An 18,995-nucleotide genomic window follows, 5' to 3' on the forward strand; every position below is an offset into this window, starting at 1 on the left:
AGTAAAATTATAATAATAATTACTATCAAATACAAGAATGAATTTATGTATAAAGGATTATTTTTTTACATAAAGGTATTTTTTATTAAAATCTATAATTAAATGCAACATTAAAAGTTCTAGGATTTCCAACTGCTCCCATATATCCTACTGTTGTATCATGAAAACCATCTAAGAAATACTCTTTATTTGTTATATTTTTTACACCAAAATATAAATCCCAGTTATCTTGTTCATAACCAATTTTTGCATTATAAACTGTATAAGACTCAACTTTTTTTTCATTTGATCTATCAAACTGTTTTTCTCCTGTATGCAATGCTTCAAAGTTTGCAAAAATACCATTTGGATTTCTATACTTTAATCCTACATTAAAATCATATTTAGGAATCATTGCTACTTTATTATCTTTATAGTTTTTATTTGCAATTAAATCTTCATAATCTCCATATTTTGCAGATACTAAACCAAAGTTCCCACTTAGTGTTAGATTACTTGTAAGTGAATATGAAGTTTCAAATTCTAAACCTTTTATATCAACTTCTGTTACATTTGCTTGCATAATAGTTGTAGGATTTACTTGAATTCTGTCTTGATAATCATCAACTTTTGTATAAAAAGCAGCCATATTAAAAGTTAAACCTAAATTAGGAAATTTAGATTTTATACCAACTTCTAATGCATTTGATATTTCTGGATCAAACTCTGCAAGCTCTTTATTGTCAACTGCATATGAAAAACCACCAGCTTTATAACCTTTTGAAGCTGTTGTATAAACCATCATATTTTTATTTATGTAATAATCAAGTGAAAGTTTTGGAAGAACAATCGAGTTTGTTTTTTCCATGTTTTTCATAGGAGTTGCTGTGTTTACTCCTGCAAAAGTATGAGTTCTTTTATCCATACTTCTTTTGGATTTTTCATATCTAAGTCCTGTTGTTAATCCTAATCTATCATCAAAAAACCTTATGGTACTTTGTCCAAAAATTGCTATATCTCTTGAACTTAAATCAGCTTTCATCTTATCTTCTGAATATAAAGGAACTCCCATCATATTTGCATAAGTTTCATCAAGTTTATAACCTGTTTCATCATTTGCATTCTCTTTATTAAAGTATGTTCCAACTATCCAATTAAAAGAGCTACTGTTTGTTGAAGATAGTCTAAACTCTTGACTTAAAGAATCAAGTTCTCTTGAGTTAAATCCTATAAAGTTTTTACTTGGAGAAAAATCTCCATCTAAAGTACTTTGATTATCCATATCTCTATAACTTGTAATAGAAACAAAATCATACTCTTGTGCACTATAATCAAATTTTAAGGCTGAAGTTTTTGTTTTAGCTTGACTGTCACCTTTATAATTAAATGATGATTCAAACTCATCTAAACTTGAAAGTCCAGTAGCATTTTTATATTTACCTTTTTCCATTGAAGTCATGGGAAAGCCTCCATCATCATCTAACTTTTGGTATCCTAAAATTAAACTTGCTTCTAAGTCATCTGTTACTTTATAAAGCATATTTGCTCTTAATGACAAAGTATCATGATTATCTATATCTGTTGAAGTATATAAATTCTTGATATAACCATCTCTTTTAGACTTTAATGCAGACATCTTTAAAAATAGTTTATCTTGGATTAATGGAAGGTTTAAAGATGCCATAATTTGTTTTGAGTCATAATCTCCTGCTTCAAGATTTACTCTTCCTGATAGTTCATTTGAAGGTTTTTTAGTAATTATATTTATAACTCCAGCCTCTGTATTTTTCCCATATAAAGTCCCTTGTGGGCCTTTTAACACTTCAATCCTTTCTACTTCAAAAAGTGGAGAGTCAAAAGCAAATAAATCTGCATAAGATACATCATCAATATATAGTGCAACTGCAGGTTCTCCTACTCCTGTATTTGAAATACCTCTTATTGCAATTCTTGAAAAGTAGTCCCTAGAACCACCATGCATAGTTGTTAAGTTTGGAATATAAGATGCAATTTCTCTAGTGTTTTTTATACCTGCATCTTCAATAAAAAATTCATCTAAGACATTTACTGACATAGGTACTTTTTGAATATTTTGTTCTGTTTTTTGTGCAGTAACTGTAATATCTGATAACTCAACACTTTTTTTATCTGCCATAAGTGAATTTGATAAAATCACTAAAGATGCACTAAGTGATAATAGTACATGTTTCTTGTTCATTTTTTTACCTTTAAATATAGTTTTAATTTGATTTGCAATATACTTATAATGATAATGAAAATCAATAATAAAGTTATGATAATTGTATTATTAATTAATAAAAAGGTATTTTGTGTCAAAATTATATGATTTGAATGATTTAGAGAACTTTTTTGTAAAAGACTTAAAAGATAATATAAAAGTAGATTTTCCAAATGAAAGTGGAAGTGTTGAAGTAGAAAAAACTATAATATCTGATGATATTTTTTTATATAAAAATAGCTTTAATTTCAAGGATAATGTATCTTTAGAATCCTCTTCTAGTGAGGAGGGCTTATGTATAAATATTGTATTAGATGGCAGTTTAAAATATACAGATAAAATTTTAGATGAACAAACAAATAAATGTGCAAATAGTATGTTTGTAAAGTATATTAATCAAAGTCAATCTTTATTTGAAGTTAATAAAGATAGTATCTTAAAAGATATTGGAATAATAATTAAAGGTGATTTTTTACAAGAGTTTTTTTTAGAGAAAATATCTAATAAAGAGTTAGTTTTGAAAAACTATGAAAAAAATATTTCTACTAATTTTAAGACTGCACAAACAAATCTAAAAACAAAAATTTTAGCCCATGAGATTTTTAATTCTCCTTATGAAGGAGAGTTGCATAAAATCTATTTACAAAGTAAAGTTTATGAGATAGTTTTTCATGAGTTATCTGATATTTTACAAGTAAATAGGCTAAAAAATATAAAAAAAGAGGTAAAACTTACAAAAGAAGATATTTATGCCTTACAAAAAGCAAAGAGTTTAATTTGTGAAAAAAGATTTTTTCTTAATCTTCCAAAACTCTCAAAAGAAGTAGCTTTAAATGAGTTCAAATTAAAGTATGGTTTTAAAAAGCTTTTTAATACTACACCAGGGGCTTTAATCTTGGAGTTTAGAATGCTTGAAGCAAGAAAATTATTAGAAAGTAGTGAGCTTAATATTACTGAGATTTCAAAATTAGTAGGTTATAAATATGTTCAAAGCTTTACAACTGCATTTAAAAAAAGATTTAATGTAAATCCAAAAGAGTTTATAAAATCAAGAAAATACTACTATTAAGAAAAGAGGACTCTCTTTTCTTAAAAACTATATCTTAATCCAACTCCTATTTTTCTTGGGTCTCCAAAAGTGATTCTTGACATTCCTCCTGCTGTATCAAATGCTGTTACATACTTTTCGTCAAAAATATTGTTTGCATAAGCATAAAAATCCCAATCTTTATATTTATAACCAAGCTTAACATTTGTTGTTATGTAATTATCTTGTTTATCCATTTTATTTTTTGAATCATGAAAAAAATATGTTGGCCCTTGAAGATTTATATCTGCTCTTGAATAAAATCCACTAGGGTTAAAATATCCTATACCAACTCTTGCTGTATATTCAGGAGTTAATTGAATCTTTTCATCATCATATTTTGCATCACCTGCATCATACTCTTTATATTTTGCATCTGTAAATCCAAATGCACTTGTTAATTCCCAATTGCTATTTGGATAGTGACTAATCTCTAGTTCAACACCTTGAGAATAAGCTTTTTTAGCATTATCTGTTAACCATACAGAAGTAGATAAAGATTTATAAACATGAACATCTTTTATATCCATTCTAAAAATTGATAAAGTTAAATCTGTTTTATCAAATGAACCTTTTAATCCAATCTCATAGTTTGTAGATTTTTGTGCTTCAAATGAGTTTGCATCTTTATCATCATTCATAGCAAAATAGTTAAATCCACCTGGCATATATCCTTTAGAAATTGATGTATATGTTGTCCAATCTTCATTTATTTTATATGAAAGGGCAAGCTTTGGTAAAAAAGTATTCCATGTTTTTTCATCATTAAAGTGATTCATTGCTGGACCAGAAACACCAACTGGAAGCATATACATATCTAAATCTATATCTTTTTTTATTCTTTGGTATCTTCCACCTAAAGTTAATTCAAAATCTTCATAAAATGGAATAGTAACTTGTCCAAATAGAGCTTGAGTTTTACTATTTGTTATTGATTGGGCATCTTGAACCATTTTTGTTCCCATCATATTAAACTGCATTCCATATGGACCATTATCAAGTTTTTCATCTTCAAAATATAAACCAGCAACCCATCTAAAATCTTCACTATTTGTACTTGAAAGTCTAAACTCTTGTGTCCAAGATTTTGTTTCACTTTTATTCATTTGATAAAGCTCTTTAAAAGCAGGATTATCAGAATAATCTGCATCATACTCTCCATCAATATTAAACTTTTTATGTGTAGTAAGAGAACTAAAATCAAAGTTATTAAAAGCATATTTTGCTTGAAAACTTTGTGCTTGAGTATCCAATATTTCAACAGTTGGAACATCAAAACTAAAGTGTTCGGCATCATCTCTATTTGCATCACTTACATCTATTTGGTCACTTTGTGAATATCCATTTGACCAATGTTTTTTTTCATGTTCATCTGTAAGATTTAATTTTAAACTTAATCTATCTGTAGGTTTATATAAAAAGTAAGTATTAACTTTTCGGCTATTTTGTCTATTTGCATGGTCATTCATACCAGGATAAGTGTTTTTTATCCAACCATCATCTTTTTGAAAGTTTCCATTAAGTCCCCAAAATAGTCTATCTTTTATAATAGGACCATTTATATAAAAATTAGCAAGATTGTAGTTATTACTTCCATACTCTAAAGTTAATGAACCATTATAGTAGTTATTTGCTTCTTTTGTCACAATATTAATAACTGCTCCAATTGCATCTTTTCCATATAAAGTTCCTTGAGGGCCTCTTAATACTTCTACTCTTTGTACATTTGCTAAAGCAGGGTTAAAGTTATATCTATTTGCCATGGGAATACCATTGATATAAACTACAACAGGGTTATTATTTGTAAACAAAGAGGTATTTAATCCTCTAAAATTTATATAAGTTCCAGAAGTAGAGTTTGCTGCATACATTCCTGGTACTTGATTTATCACATCAATTACGGTTTTGATGCCTTTTTCTTGTAGTGTAGTTTCATCTAAAACTGTTATACTTTGAGGTACATCTTTTATATTTTCCTCAATCTTATTTGCAGTTACGGTAATACTATTTAAATTAGTAGATTTTTTTTCATGCTCACTATGTGCATAAGCAATAGAAGAGCAAATCAAACTTGATAGTATTAAACTAATGGTTTTATTCATTTTGTTTCCTTATATTATCTAAAGTATTTTTAAGATAACATTATAATGATAATCATAATTAATTATAATATATTTTTTATGTATTATGGATTTATTTTTAACTTTGAGGGATTAAATGTCATATCGAATAAGTAGTATTGATTTTGAAGATTTTATATTAAGTAGTAATGAGTGTAATTGTTGGCAACATAATATTCCAAATGATTTAGGAATTATAAAAAGTAACAAGCAAATTATTGAAGATAATATTTTCATGTTTAAAACAAGTGCATCAATAAACAAAAAATTAGAGATTAAATCTTTTTCAAAAGTTTCTGGACTTTGTATTGCTATAAATCTTGAAGATGATGTAATTTATACTGATAACAGTAATAGTTCAAAACTTTTGTTTAAAAAAGATGAAATTTTAATAAAATATGTAAATAGTTATGATGGTTCAATTATTTTTGATAATTCTACTAAAACAAAATCCCTTTGTCTTGTAATAAGAGACTCTTTTTTAGAAAAATATTTCTTTAAAGGTTTTAATAATACAAAGTTATTAAGAAAAAATTTTCAAAATCATATCTCAACAAATATAAAAAAATCTTTAGCAAGTTATAAAACAAAAATCTTGGCAAATGAGTTATACAACTCTCCTTATGAGGGAGATTTAGATACTTTATATTTGCAAAGTAAAGCATATGAGATTATTTATAGTGAATTTAAAGATATATTTAATTTAAATAAAGAAAATATTTGTACTTGTAAGAAAGTAAAATTTAACTCTTTAGATATTGAATCATTAAAAAAAGCAAAAGAGTTGATCTTATCTTCTCAAAAAATCTATTCTATAAGTGATTTAAGTAAAAAAGTTGCTTTAAATGAATTTAAATTAAAATTAGGATTTAAAGAGCTTTTTAATACAACTCCTGGAAGTTTAGTACTAGAAGCAAGAATGCAAAAAGCAAAAGCATTATTAAGTACAGGTGATTATAATATTGCTGAGGTTTCAAGTATTGTAGGTTATAAACATCAACAAAGTTTTACAGTAGCTTTTACAAAATATTTTAAAGTTAATCCAAAAGAGTTAGTAAAAAATAGAACTTATTATTTTAGGCTAAAGTAGTTTACTTTAGCCATTTAGTTAAAAACTATATTTTAATCCTAATCCTATAAATCTTCCTTTTCCATAAGTTAATTGCCTAAATTCTGCCATCTCTTCTACTGCAACAATATAACTTTCATCTGTAATATTTTTTACATAAGCATAAATATCAAAATCTTTAAATAGGTATCCAATTTTTGCATTTGCAACTGTGTAAGAGTCTTGTTTTAAACTATTTTGAGCATTAAAATACATATCTCCTTGATTTTTTATATCAAATCTTCCATATAAACCATTTCCTGCATAGTATGATAAGCCTAAGTTAATTGAGTGACTAGGTGTTCTTTCTATTTTTTTATTTTTATTGTCATTTCCATTAGAGTCTTTATAATTACTATATTTTGCTTGAATTATACCAATAGCTGTGTCAATACTCCAATTATCATTGATATTATATTTAAGTTCTAATTCTAATCCTTTTGATGTGGCTTCTCCAGCATTTGATGTATACATCATGCTTGTTACTGGGTCTGTACTGTAAACATGAATGTCTTCAATATCCATATAAAAAATTGAAGATGATAAATATAGTTTATCTTCTAAAAGTGAACCTCTAAGCCCTAATTCATAATTTATTGAAGTTTGTGCATCAAATCTATTTTCTTTTTCACTTCCATTTGAAGCAAAGTTGTTGTAACCTCCTGGTAAATAACCTTTTGAAACAGTTATGTAAGTTGAAAGTTCATTATTAAGTCTTTTAGAAAGAGCAATCTTAGGTAAAAAAGTATTCCATGTATGTTCTTCATTAAATTCAAAATAAGGAGTTGCATTAGTATTTGTTGGATGCATATAGTTATCTAAATTCATTTTCTTTTTTACTTTTTGATATCTACCTCCAAGTGTTAATTCATAATCTTCTAAAAATGGAATAACAACTTGTCCAAAACTTGCATAAGTTTTACTAGTAGCTTTTGATTTGGCATTAAACTTTACATCAACTCCAGTACCAAAAGGATTTCCTGCTAAATAACTTGGGTATTCTTGTCCATAATTGTGAAAGTTAAATTCATCTTTTTCAAAATATAAGCCAAATACATATCTTAAATAATTATTTTCTCCTGTGATTCTAAATTCTTGAGAAAAGTTTTTAGAAGTTGCATCTTGAAACATTGACATTTGATCATAATTTGGATTGTTACCTAAATCAACATCCCATGTTCCATCAATATCAACTTTTTTGTTAGCTGTAATAGAAGATAAGTTTACATTTTCATTAAAATTATATTCTAATTTAAGTGATTGAGCCTTTGATTTTGTTTTCATGTATGTATCAGACTCATAATTCACATTTTTGAAATCTTCTCTTTTGTAATCATTAATAGTTTCATTTTGAGGTATAGCTCCACCCTCAAATCCATATCTATAGTTTTTATCATCAAAAAGACTTAAATTCATACTTAATTTATCTGTTGGCTTATAATAAAAAGTTGTATTTAATTTGTGAAATTTGCTTTTATCAATATCTTTATTTTGATTTTCATTATGATTTGTTTGCCAACCGTCATCTTTTCCTAAAAGTCCATTTAGTCCAAAAAAGAGTTTATCTTTTATAATTGCTCCGCTGATATTAAAGTTTGCTTGTCTAAAATTGTTGCTTCCATACTCTAAACTTACAAAGCCTTCTGTTTCATTTGTAGGTTTTTTTGTTACTATATTTATAACTCCGCCAATACTATCTTTGCCGTATAATGCACCTTGAGGACCTCTTAGTACTTCAACTCTTTCTATGTTTAATATTGATGCATCAAAAGCATAAACACTACTATGTGGAATTCCATCTATATATATAACTACAGGATTATTATTTGTAAATATTGAGGTATTGATTCCTCTAAAATTAACTCTATCAGAATACATAAAAGTTGAAGATAAATTAGGAATATATTCAATAATTTCTGGAATACTTTTTATCTCTTTTTCTTCAATAGTAAAATTATCTATAATTGAGATACTTTGCGGTATTTGTTTTATAGTTTCATCCATTTTATTTGCACTAACTGTTATCTCATCAAGTTTTATATTTTTAGTTGTAGTAGCAAGAAGAGTACTACTTGCTACTAATGAGACTACAATTATATTTGTTAACTTTTTATTCATTAGTTACTCCATAAATTTAATTTAATCGATAATATATTATAATTAATACTCACTATCAATTTCAATAATATTTTAAGTAGGATAGTATTTCTTTTTAATCAAATAGTATTTTGGAGTAAAAATGTCATCAAATAATTTAACTTTTGAATTTGATAATAAAAATTCAAAAATGATTTTGCCTAAAGATAAAGTTATTGCAAATATAACAGATAAAAAAATAACAGACTCAATTTACTTTATAAAATCAAATTTGATTTTCAAAGAAGACCTTGTAGTTGAATCAAAATCTAAAATAGATGGAATTATGTTAGATTTTAATCTTAGTGGAGATATAACTTATCATTCAAAAATTTCAAATCACGGATTACAAACTTTTAAAAATAGAACTGATATTGAATTAGTAAATGAAGAAGAAACAGAATCTTTTGTAAAAAAGGGTGAAGTAAATAAAATCACTTTAGTAGTAAAAAAAGAGTTGTTATCACAAATTTTACCAGATTGTGAAGTATTTAAAATATTAAACTATTTAGAAAAAAATAATTGTCATAAAATATTATCAAGTAAATTAACTGGCAATAATGTAAATAAACTATTAAACCAGTTACATATGAATGAACTATATGTTAATGATTTGAATACACTTTTTTTACAATCAAAAGTTTTAGAATTAGTTTATTATGAATTTAATACTCTTTTTACAACAAAAGATAATAAACAAAAGATTAAATTTAGTGAAGAAGATATGCAGGCTTTAAAAAAAGCAAAAGTAATTATCAATTCATTAGATCCTAATTGTACAATTTCTTATTTATCGAAAAGAGTTGCGTTAAATGAATTTAAGTTAAAATATGGATTCAAAAAGTTTTTTAATACTTCCCCTGGAGCCCTAGTGCTAGAAACAAGAATGCAAAAAGCAAAAGAGTTATTAAGTACAGGTGATTACAATATTGCTGAGGTTTCAAGTATTGTAGGCTATAAACATCAGCAAAGTTTTTCGACTGCTTTTTTTAAGTATTTTAAAGTTAATCCAAAAGAGTTGGTAAAAAATAGAACTTATTATTTTTAATTATTTGATAAATCTTTAAATATAATATACTCAGATTGACACTATTATAGTTACAGTAATCATTGCAGGTAAAATATTTTGATAGCATAATCATCATTAATGAGAATAGAGATTACCCTGCTTGTTAAAAAGCTTAATAATACTGCACCTATACAGCCTGTAAAACCATGAACTAAGCCAATTTTTGACTTAGTTCATGTAAAAACTTTTTGTTTTTTCAAACATAATTTTCTTAGAATTTATAAGAAAGAGTAACTTTGAAGTTTCTTCCTGGCTCATAATCCGTTGCATCACCAAATGCTCTTAAATCCCCTTGAAAAGAAGAGTGAGAAGCATAAGCTTTATCAAATATATTATCAATTCCAGCAATTACTTTTAAACCTTTTATTGATTTTGGTGTATATTTAACAGCTAAATCATGTACATGATAACCCTCTTTTTCTATATCTTTTACATCATTTTCATCTTTAACAAAAATTGATTGCCAAGAAAGTCCAATTTCAGGTGTAGTTTGATAGTTTAATCCAAGAGTAAATGTATCTCCTGTTTCTTGTTCAAGTGCTTCGCCTGTATAAAGTACTTCTGAATCCATTCTTGAGTATGTAAATAAAGCATTAAAGTCATTTAAATTATATGCAAAGCTTGCTTCTATACCTTTTGTTTTTGTATCTCCTAAATTAACCATTTGGTATGCATTATTAAAGCCAATATCATCATTGATTTTTGTAACATAATATTTAGTTAATATTCCAATATTATCTGCACCTAGTACATTATCTTTGATATATTTAAACCCAAGCTCATTGTTATAACCTGTTTCTGATTTAATACTTGAGTTTTGTGTTGTAGCTCTTGTTCTATAACTTGCAAAAACCTCTTGCATTGGAGCACCTTTAAATAGTGTTGTATGACTTGCAAGTAATGAGAAACTATCTGTAACTGCATATTCAGCAGCAAGAGAGTAAGTTATCTTTTTTTCACTTACATCAGCAACAACTCCATCAAGTTTATATTTTGTAGCTCTAATTCCTGGAGTTAATATAAGGCCATTATTAAAATCAATTGTATCTTCAATAAATAGTGCGAAAGTTTTAGCTTCTTCATCATCTCCATAAGCATCTCCATCAGTAGTTACTTCACTTGTTTGAACATCATAAGAAAGTCCATATGTAAAAGTATTAAGAATATCTTTATAGTTGATATTTGATTGAGCTTTTGTGCTAAAACCTTTATTTTCTACAACAGCATTGAAAACATCTCCTCTTCTATTAGAGTTTGATTCATGTCTTGTTAAATCCATTTCATTGAAATATAAAGAAGAGTTTATAAGTAAATTTTCACCTTTATCAACTGTATGCTTTAATGTGTAAGTGTTTCTAATATATTCAGTTGGATGAATTAAATCTGCTTGAGCTCCTCTTGCAACATTAATTGCTTCATTTACTGCTGTACTAAAATTTGGTCTTGGGTGATAATCACCTTCATCTTCTAATCTATCATAAGAAAAAGATACTCTTTGTGTATCGTCTAAATCAATACCATACTTTAATAAAAGGTTTTTAATAGTACCCTCTCTTCCTTTCTCTTTGGTTCCATCTCCAGTTTTCCAATTTTCATTTTCAATATGGTCATAATAAATAAAGAAATCAGAGTTATTTGTTATCTTTCCATATGTAGCAAGTGATGCTCCAACACTATCATTACTATTATATTTAGTAGAAACAATTGCTCCAACTTTCTCACCATTTTCTAAAAAGTCTTTTCCATCTTTTGTTTCAAACTCTATTGAACCTCCTAGTTCTCCATGAACTACAGAGTTTGCACCCACTTCAATATTTACTTTTTTTAGAATATCAGGATTAACTTTTAGAGTACTTTGATGGTGAAACATATCAACATTAGGCTGTTTTGCACCATCAATAGTAATATTGATATCTTCATCTTTTATTCCTCTAATGATAATTTTATTATTCATTGAGTGACTTCCTCCAACATCAACACCTGGTAATCCTCTTAATAAATCACTTAAGTGGTCAGCTTGCTTAGTTTCAATTGAATCTTTTCCTAAGTTTAAAGAAGAACTAACAATTTCAGTTTCCCAAACATCAACTGAATTTATCTTATTTGTATCTTTTGCATTTGCATTTAAAGAAAAAATTGCTAAAGAAGCAATTGAACTTAAAAGTATTTTTCTATTCATTATATTCCTTATCTCTTGTGTGTAGTTTTAAATTGAAAAATAAAAATTGAATTGTATTCACCTTTTACTTTTAACAAACTTTAAAATGATAGTGAGTATCATAACTAATATAAATCACATTCAAATCACAATTGGAGATTTAATGAACAAATTAATGGAATTTTTACAAAAAACTGTAGAAATATTAATAGTAGAAGATGAAATGGTATTAGCAATTGATATGGAAAGCTCATTGGAAGAGATGGGATATGAAATATCAGGAATAGAATCAACAGCACAAGATGCAATAAAACATGTAAATGAAAATAAGCCAGATATTGTAATTATGGATATTAACTTAAAAGGCTACAAAAGTGGATTAGAAGCTGCAAAAGAGATTTGGCAAACTCATAAAATACCAATTATTTTTTTAACTTCTTATAGTGATGATTTAACAGTTAAAAAGTCTATGGAGAGTGAACCTTATGCATATTTAATAAAGCCTTGTAGAGAAAAAGATATTGATATTGCTATTAAAACAGCACTTCATAAGCACAACTATTTTTTTAAAAATAAAAATCTAATGAGCGAGCAAATAGTTATTGATTTAGCCCAAAACTATAAGTATGATAGAACAAAAAGAGTTTTATCAAAGGGCTTAAATAGTATAAAATTAACAGGAAATGAATTAAAATTTTTTGATATTTTAAGTGAAAATCCAAAAGAGTCAGTTAGTTTTGAGCAAATAATTTCATATATCTATAGAGATGAATCAGTATCTGATATGGGAAAACTAAGAACATTAGTATATAGATTAAGAGCAAAGCTTGATGCTGAGGTTTTTGAAAATATTTATGAGTTTGGCTATAGGTTAAAACTTGACTAGCTTTAATACTCTAGCAAAGTTATCTTTTTCTTCAAAACTTTTTTTATCTTTTACTGCATTAGCTTTAGTTTTATTATCTATTCTTTTTTTACTTATCATACCAAAAATGGAAAAAGAACAGTATGAACATGAGATAAAACAAGTAGAGCAAACAATTGCTTTAAATACACAACAACTTAATTTAGCAGTTAAATATATTAGAAATGATGGAAAGAAAAACTATAAAATAATTAGATTAAATATAGAAGCGAAACTTAGAAACTTATCTTTAAAATTAAAAAAATCATCATTTTTACAACAAGAATCTCTTCTTAAAAAGTTTTCTAAAGAACTGTCTTGTCAAGTAGCTTTAATAGATAATTCAAATAAGCAATCATATCATCTAAATAACATGCTAAACAATGATGGCTATATTCAATATAAAAATTCAAATCATAAGGTAAATACTTGGAAAAACTATATAAAAAAACATGAAAAAAACTTTTGTCCTTCAATTACTAGTCATATAGTTTATAGTATGGAGTTTGATGAAAATAGCAATTTACTACTCTCTTGTAATAGTGATTTGTTTTATGACCATGAAAATAATGAAGAGAAAAAGATAAAAAAATATGTACAAAAAAGTTTTTCATATACAAATCACTTACATAAAGGAAATACTTTTTTGATGTGGTTAAATATAAAAGATGCTACAAATAATCCTTTATATAATAAAAAAGATAAGCCTACAAATAATAAATATTGTATTAGTAAGTTATCTGATGTAAAGAGTATAAATACAGGTACATTAAGTGCAAATGATATTTTAAGGGCAAGTAATGGTGAGCCAATTATTCATATCTTAAATGATAAAAAAGCTTTAACGTGGGTTAGAAGTATTAATAATAATCCTGTAAGAAGATTAATATTTTTAACAACAGTTTATGAAGAAGATTTATATAAGGCGATTGATAAGGCCTTTTGGAAGCTTTTTCCTGCTGCACTTATGTCTTTTGTTTTTGCAATACTAATTGGATATTTATTGTTTAGAAAATTCTCAAAAAGTTTAGATACCTTAGTAAATACATCAAAACAAGTACAAAGTGGTAATTTGAAGTTTAGATCAAATATAAAAGGTGAAGACTCAATTGGACAATTAGGTCAAACTTTTGATTTGATGCTTGATTCTATGGAAACTAATATTAAACTTCTTGATTTGAAAGTTGAAGAGAGAACGCAAGAGTTAAAAAAATCTCTAGATGAAAAAAATACACTTTTGAAAGAGATTCACCATAGAGTAAAAAATAATTTAGCTTTTACTATTAGTTTAATAAAACTTCAAAAACGAAAAGTAAGTGATAAAAATACAAAAGAAGTTCTTACTGATATTCAAGAAAGAGTTTATATTATGGAATTAGTTCATAGAAAACTTTATGAAAGTAAAGATTTAAACAAAATTCCTTTTAAAAAATATATCAATGAACTTATTTATGATATTAAAAATGCATATTATATTGAACATTTAGATATAAAGCTTAATATTGATGATATATTTTTAGATATTGAGCATGCATTACCTTGTGGTTTGATAATTAATGAATGTTTAACTAATAGTTTAAAATATGCTTTTGAAGAAAAATCATCTCATAACTTTTTTGAAATAACTTTTAAAAAGCAAGATTTACAATATGTTCTTGAGATTGCTGACAATGGAAAAGGCTTACCAAAAGATTTTGATATTTATAAAAGCAAAAGCTTAGGACTAAGACTTATTGTTTCTATTTCACAAAAACAACTACTAGGAAATATAAGTTATAAAAATAGTGGTGGATTAAAATATATAATAAGCTTTGAGAGTTAACTCTCAAAGCATTATTTAAAAGTTATACAATATATTTTATTCTTTTACATTAAAAGTTAAGCTACTAGCAATAAATGAATAATTCACCTTGTTATATAACTCTTTTAATGGACCATCTTTTGTTATTGTTGTTTTATGATTGCAAGATACAATCCATTGTCCTGCACTTTGAACTCTTATTTGTGCTTTTCCATCTACGATAGATGACATTAAAGCAAATCCTTCCTTTTGACCAAAAGTATTGCTAGCAGCTTTGATATAATCCATACTTGAAGGACTTGCATTTAAAGGTTTTCCCATAAATAAAACCTCAAACTCAACAAAGTCTCCTACTCTTACATTTGAAAGGTCAGTCTTAGGAATGATTTCAAGTCCTTTGTTTGTAGCTTTTTGTTCTGTCCATTTGTCTAAAGTAAGATAAGATTTTGCATTTGCTTGGTATCTTACAGACATTAATATTTTTTTAATATCTTTGACCTCATTTTTTGGTTTTAATTTTAATCTTTGTCTGTTCTTTGAATCTAAGTAACTTGTATAAAAAGTAGGTTTAGAATTGGCTTGAACGGTATAAACCCCTTTTATACTCTCTTTCTTTAGAGCAATTTTCTGTAAAGCAATATCGGCATCATATAAATCGAAATCTTTAGTTGTTTTACTTGCCTTTGCAGTTTCACTTGAAGGAATTTTTAATTGTGTTTTTTCTCCTTTTGGATTAATTAAAGAAAAATCTTCTATAACAATTCTTCCGTTGGGTGAGTTAAGTATATCATCAATGGGAAGTGAGTGTCCCCATCCTAAACTAACTATTGCATGACTTGGTTTATGAGAGAATGACTCAAAAGAGTTAATCCATAAACTATGTGCCAATAAAGTGTTAACACCTAAAATAACAGTTGCTAAAAAAGCTTTTTTCATTTTTTTCATTTTTGTCCTTTTCTTTTGTATATAATAATTGATTCATTTTATTTAAAATGTATATTTTACTCCAACTCCAAATCTTCTTGGATCATTAAAACCTACACCTCTACCATAAGATACGACATATTCTTCATCTGTAATATTTGTAATATATCCATAAATATCCCAATCATTGATTTTATATCCTACTTTTGTGTTTGCAGTAAAACCACCGTCTGTTTCTTCAACTTTACCATTTCTTCTAAACCCTGTTTTTCCTCTTCCTTTAAATCCTATTCTTCCATAAAGGCCTTTTTGGGCAAAATATGATATTCCTAAAGAAGTTGTAAATTTAGGAGTTCCAGTAATCTTTTGTCCATCATAGTTAACACTTGCATCTGTATAATCGTCATATTTTGCTTCAATGAGTCCTACACTTGCTGTTATTTCTAAATTATTGCCTAAATAATATCTTGCATCAAATTCTATACCTTGAGAATGGGCTTTTTCTGCATTATCTGTTACAAAAACACCACCGGGTAAAGTACTATATACATGCAAGTCTTCCATTTCCATTCTAAATATAGCTGCATTTATAGTATAGTCATCTTGTTGATATTTTATTCCAAATTCATAGTTTGTAGATTTTTCAGGTTCAAAAGAGGAATCACTACCATCACTTGTAGAATAAAAATTAAAACCACCAGGAATGAATCCTTTTGAAACTGAGGTATATGCCATTAAATTGTTGTTGATACTATAAGACAAAGCAATTTTAGGCAAGAAAGTATTCCAACTTTTATTATCATCATATTTGTGAAGACTATTAGATGTATCAGTAAAGCTAGTATAAAAATCAGATTTGATATTTTTACTTATTCTTTGGTACCTTCCTCCAAGAGTTAATTCAAAATCATTTAGAGGAATCATAACTTGACCAAAAGCTGCATAGGTATTTGTATCAATTATTGAGACTACATTTGCAGTACCTCGGCTACTTGCATTTCCATATGGACCTTGTTCTCTTTTTTCATCATCAAAAAATAGTCCTGTTACCCATTTTATATCTTGATTTTTACTCGAGAATTTTAATTCTTGCGACCACGTTTCAACATCTGAAATGATAAGTGAAGCTAAACCATCACTGCTAGTTCCTGATAAAAAATCACTGTCATGTACGATATCAATATCAAAATCTTTATGTATGGTTACAGATTCCATTTTCATTTTTTCTAATTCATAATCAAATTTTAGACTTTGAGAATTTGTTTTTCTTGTAATATAAGAAGGAACATCAAAGCTAACATTTTTATCTCTTTTTAAATCATTTATAGGAATAGTATTATCAATATTTATTCCTCTTCTCCCATACTCTTTGTCATAATCGTGAGAGATAATAAATTTACTTGATAATTTATCTGTAGGCTTATAGATTGTAAAAGCACTTAATCTTTTTGCTTTTGTTCTATTGGCATCTTTATTCATACCTGAATATTTATTTGTAAGCCAACCATCATCCGATTTTAAAGAACCATTAATACCCGCATACAGTTTATTATCTATGAGTGCTCCACTTGTATTGAAAGCTCCTTTTGTATAACCGTAGTTTCCTGCTTCAGCATTGATACTTCCATGCCATTCATTTTCAGGTTCTTTAGTAATAATATTTATAACTCCTCCTGTAGAATCTTTTCCATAAAGTGTACCTTGAGGTCCTCGTAAAATTTCCACTTGAGAAACATTTATAAAAGAAGGATTGTAATCATATCTATCATAATATGGAACTCCATCAATATAGATAATAACAGGATTACTAAGAGTAAAGGTTGAACCTGATAAGCCTCTAAAGTTAGTAGACAAACTACCATTTAGAGCTTTTTCAAAATTCATATTAGGTATTTCATTAACTACACCTTCGATATTAGTTATTCTTTTTTCTTCCAACTCTTCATTACTTATTACTGTAATACTTTGTGGAACTTTTTGTATATTTTCTTCTATTTTATTTGCAGTTACAGTAACTTCTTCAAACTTTTGAGGTTCATTTTTAGCTAATAAAAAGCTACTTGCAATTACTGATAATAATATACTTTTGACTAGTAGGTCTTTTTTCATATTTGATTTCCTTTTTATAGTAACTAATAGTTTACAGTATTTTATTAATAATAATAACAAAAATCAATATTGAAAATATTCTAAGTATATTTTTTTTAATTCTAAAATAGAGTAAACATGAATTTATCTTAAAAATAGTAATATGATAACAATTATTAAAATTATAAAGGATATTAATGTACAAAAAACTTTGGGGAAGTTTTAAAGGATTCTCAGATGAAAAAGAATTTTTAAACACTGAAAAAAATATCACAGAAGAATTTGATAAAGAAGGAAAATGTAATTTAAATGAAATTAATTTTAACGACACAGTATTTTTATACAAAAGTGACTATTTATTAAAAAATGAAATTAAACAAGATTCAACTCATAAAATTGATGGTATTGCTTTTACATTAGGTCTTGAAGGAGAAATGAAGTTAAAAAGCCATATTACAGAAGAACCATTTTCTTCAAAAAAATCATATATTAATCTACACTTGATCTCACAAGATTGTATTTATCATGAAATATCAAAAAATAGTTCTTATAAAGCTTTGTCTTTTATTTTAAAAAAAGATTTTTTACAAAAAATTTTACCAGAAGATAATTTTAAAGAATATGTATTTAATGCTCTTGAAAAAAATAGTTTTAATGAAATATTATATAATTCACTTATGGATATTAAAATGTCATTTTTAGCAAATGAAATCTATAAAAGCCCTATGATTGGGAAATTAGATCAATTATATCTTGAGTCAAAAACTTTAGAGGTTATTTACCATTGTCTTAATACTTTTTCACAAAGTAAATCTGACAAAGATTTAAGTGGAATAAAATTCTCACAATACGATATAAATGCTTTAAATAAAGCAAAAAAAATTTTACTTGAAAATATGCATAAACCCCCTAGTATAGAAGAGCTTTCAAAAATTGTAAAACTAAATGATTTTAAATTACAATTTGGATTTAAAATTTTTTTTAATCTCACTCCTTATTCTTTTTTATTAGAAGAAAGAATGCAAAAAGCAAAAATACTTTTAAAGGAAAGTGAATATAATATAAATGAAATAGCTTTATTAGTAGGTTATTCTTATGCACAAAATTTTTCAAATGCTTTTTTAAAAAGATTTGGTATAAGACCTAAAGAAATTATGAAAACTAGAAAGTATTATTATTATTAAGTTAAAGTAGGCTAGACGAACTTATTTTTTTAAGGTATATTTAAATTCTTTTTCTACAGTTTGTGCTTTCGATGATTATTTATATTTTTATGCCTTTAATTTTTTCAATAGTCTTGAAAATCTTCGAGTTATAGGCTTTTAAAATAACTACATAAAAGATTGAAACTTTATTTAAAATAATTTCCTATAACAGCTAAG

The 18,995-nt window shown here is 26.4% G+C and carries 12 protein-coding genes; 6 read left to right on the plus strand and 6 right to left on the minus strand.

Going from position 1 to position 18,995, the window contains the following annotated elements; all coding sequences use genetic code 11:
• Positions 1-85 precede the first annotated feature (85 nt).
• Positions 86-2,197 (minus strand): TonB-dependent receptor, encoded by a 2,112-nt coding sequence (locus AMRN_RS02135; RefSeq protein ID WP_099309828.1) that lies wholly within the window; start codon positions 2,195-2,197, stop codon positions 86-88.
• Between the two features lie 112 nt (positions 2,198-2,309).
• Here AMRN_RS02135 and AMRN_RS02140 point away from each other — a divergent pair, with 112 nt between their 5' ends.
• Positions 2,310-3,287 (plus strand): helix-turn-helix domain-containing protein, encoded by a 978-nt coding sequence (locus AMRN_RS02140; RefSeq protein WP_099309827.1) that lies wholly within the window; start codon positions 2,310-2,312, stop codon positions 3,285-3,287.
• 20 nt (positions 3,288-3,307) lie between these two features.
• On the opposite strand, the gene AMRN_RS02145 is transcribed toward AMRN_RS02140, so the two are convergent.
• Complete coding sequence (locus AMRN_RS02145) at positions 3,308-5,407, minus strand: TonB-dependent receptor (RefSeq protein WP_099309826.1); 2,100 nt, start codon at positions 5,405-5,407, stop codon at positions 3,308-3,310.
• Between the two features lie 115 nt (positions 5,408-5,522).
• Here AMRN_RS02145 and AMRN_RS02150 point away from each other — a divergent pair, with 115 nt between their 5' ends.
• Positions 5,523-6,515, plus strand: a complete 993-nt coding sequence (locus tag AMRN_RS02150; protein WP_099309825.1) for a helix-turn-helix transcriptional regulator — start codon at positions 5,523-5,525, stop codon at positions 6,513-6,515.
• A gap of 18 nt (positions 6,516-6,533) precedes the next feature.
• Here the strand turns inward: AMRN_RS02150 and AMRN_RS02155 are convergent, their stop codons facing one another.
• On the minus strand, positions 6,534-8,651 hold the full coding sequence (locus AMRN_RS02155) for a TonB-dependent receptor (RefSeq protein ID WP_099309824.1): 2,118 nt from the start codon (positions 8,649-8,651) through the stop codon (positions 6,534-6,536).
• A gap of 121 nt (positions 8,652-8,772) precedes the next feature.
• Between AMRN_RS02155 and AMRN_RS02160 the strand changes: the two genes are divergently transcribed.
• Positions 8,773-9,717, plus strand: coding sequence for a helix-turn-helix transcriptional regulator (locus tag AMRN_RS02160; RefSeq protein ID WP_099309823.1), 945 nt, complete (start codon positions 8,773-8,775; stop codon positions 9,715-9,717).
• A 232-nt stretch (positions 9,718-9,949) separates the two neighbouring features.
• On the opposite strand, the gene AMRN_RS02165 is transcribed toward AMRN_RS02160, so the two are convergent.
• Positions 9,950-11,917 (minus strand): TonB-dependent receptor domain-containing protein, encoded by a 1,968-nt coding sequence (locus AMRN_RS02165; protein WP_099309822.1) that lies wholly within the window; start codon positions 11,915-11,917, stop codon positions 9,950-9,952.
• A gap of 142 nt (positions 11,918-12,059) precedes the next feature.
• Between AMRN_RS02165 and AMRN_RS02170 the strand changes: the two genes are divergently transcribed.
• Together AMRN_RS02170 and AMRN_RS02175 are read left to right on the plus strand one after the other, a co-directional pair.
• On the plus strand, positions 12,060-12,782 hold the full coding sequence (locus AMRN_RS02170; RefSeq protein WP_165772818.1) for a response regulator: 723 nt from the start codon (positions 12,060-12,062) through the stop codon (positions 12,780-12,782).
• A complete protein-coding gene (locus tag AMRN_RS02175; protein ID WP_099309820.1) occupies positions 12,775-14,622 on the plus strand; it encodes a histidine kinase dimerization/phosphoacceptor domain -containing protein in 1,848 nt (615 codons plus the stop codon). Before AMRN_RS02170 ends, AMRN_RS02175 begins: the two co-directional genes overlap by 8 nt.
• 36 nt (positions 14,623-14,658) lie before the next feature.
• On the opposite strand, the gene AMRN_RS02180 is transcribed toward AMRN_RS02175, so the two are convergent.
• Together AMRN_RS02180 and AMRN_RS02185 are read right to left on the minus strand one after the other, a co-directional pair.
• Positions 14,659-15,546, minus strand: coding sequence for a DUF4198 domain-containing protein (locus tag AMRN_RS02180; protein WP_099309819.1), 888 nt, complete (start codon positions 15,544-15,546; stop codon positions 14,659-14,661).
• A gap of 42 nt (positions 15,547-15,588) precedes the next feature.
• Positions 15,589-17,634, minus strand: a complete 2,046-nt coding sequence (locus AMRN_RS02185; protein WP_099309818.1) for a TonB-dependent receptor — start codon at positions 17,632-17,634, stop codon at positions 15,589-15,591.
• A 176-nt stretch (positions 17,635-17,810) separates the two neighbouring features.
• Here AMRN_RS02185 and AMRN_RS02190 point away from each other — a divergent pair, with 176 nt between their 5' ends.
• Complete coding sequence (locus AMRN_RS02190; RefSeq protein WP_099309817.1) at positions 17,811-18,797, plus strand: helix-turn-helix domain-containing protein; 987 nt, start codon at positions 17,811-17,813, stop codon at positions 18,795-18,797.
• Positions 18,798-18,995: the final 198 nt, after the last annotated feature.

The organism is Malaciobacter marinus, assembly GCF_003544855.1.
Lineage (GTDB): Bacteria > Campylobacterota > Campylobacteria > Campylobacterales > Arcobacteraceae > Malaciobacter > Malaciobacter marinus.

Bases quoted from the DNA above. Each gene is read 5' to 3' on its own strand.
- AMRN_RS02135 (WP_099309828.1), bottom strand. From the start codon at position 2,197: ATGAACAAGAAACATGTACTATTATCACTTAGTGCATCTTTAGTGATT.
- AMRN_RS02145 (WP_099309826.1), bottom strand. From the start codon at position 5,407: ATGAATAAAACCATTAGTTTAATACTATCAAGTTTGATTTGCTCTTCT.
- AMRN_RS02150 (WP_099309825.1), top strand. From the start codon at position 5,523: ATGTCATATCGAATAAGTAGTATTGATTTTGAAGATTTTATATTAAGT.
- AMRN_RS02155 (WP_099309824.1), bottom strand. From the start codon at position 8,651: ATGAATAAAAAGTTAACAAATATAATTGTAGTCTCATTAGTAGCAAGT.
- AMRN_RS02160 (WP_099309823.1), top strand. From the start codon at position 8,773: ATGTCATCAAATAATTTAACTTTTGAATTTGATAATAAAAATTCAAAA.
- AMRN_RS02165 (WP_099309822.1), bottom strand. From the start codon at position 11,917: ATGAATAGAAAAATACTTTTAAGTTCAATTGCTTCTTTAGCAATTTTT.
- AMRN_RS02170 (WP_165772818.1), top strand. From the start codon at position 12,060: ATGAACAAATTAATGGAATTTTTACAAAAAACTGTAGAAATATTAATA.
- AMRN_RS02180 (WP_099309819.1), bottom strand. From the start codon at position 15,546: ATGAAAAAAATGAAAAAAGCTTTTTTAGCAACTGTTATTTTAGGTGTT.
- AMRN_RS02185 (WP_099309818.1), bottom strand. From the start codon at position 17,634: ATGAAAAAAGACCTACTAGTCAAAAGTATATTATTATCAGTAATTGCA.
- AMRN_RS02190 (WP_099309817.1), top strand. From the start codon at position 17,811: ATGTACAAAAAACTTTGGGGAAGTTTTAAAGGATTCTCAGATGAAAAA.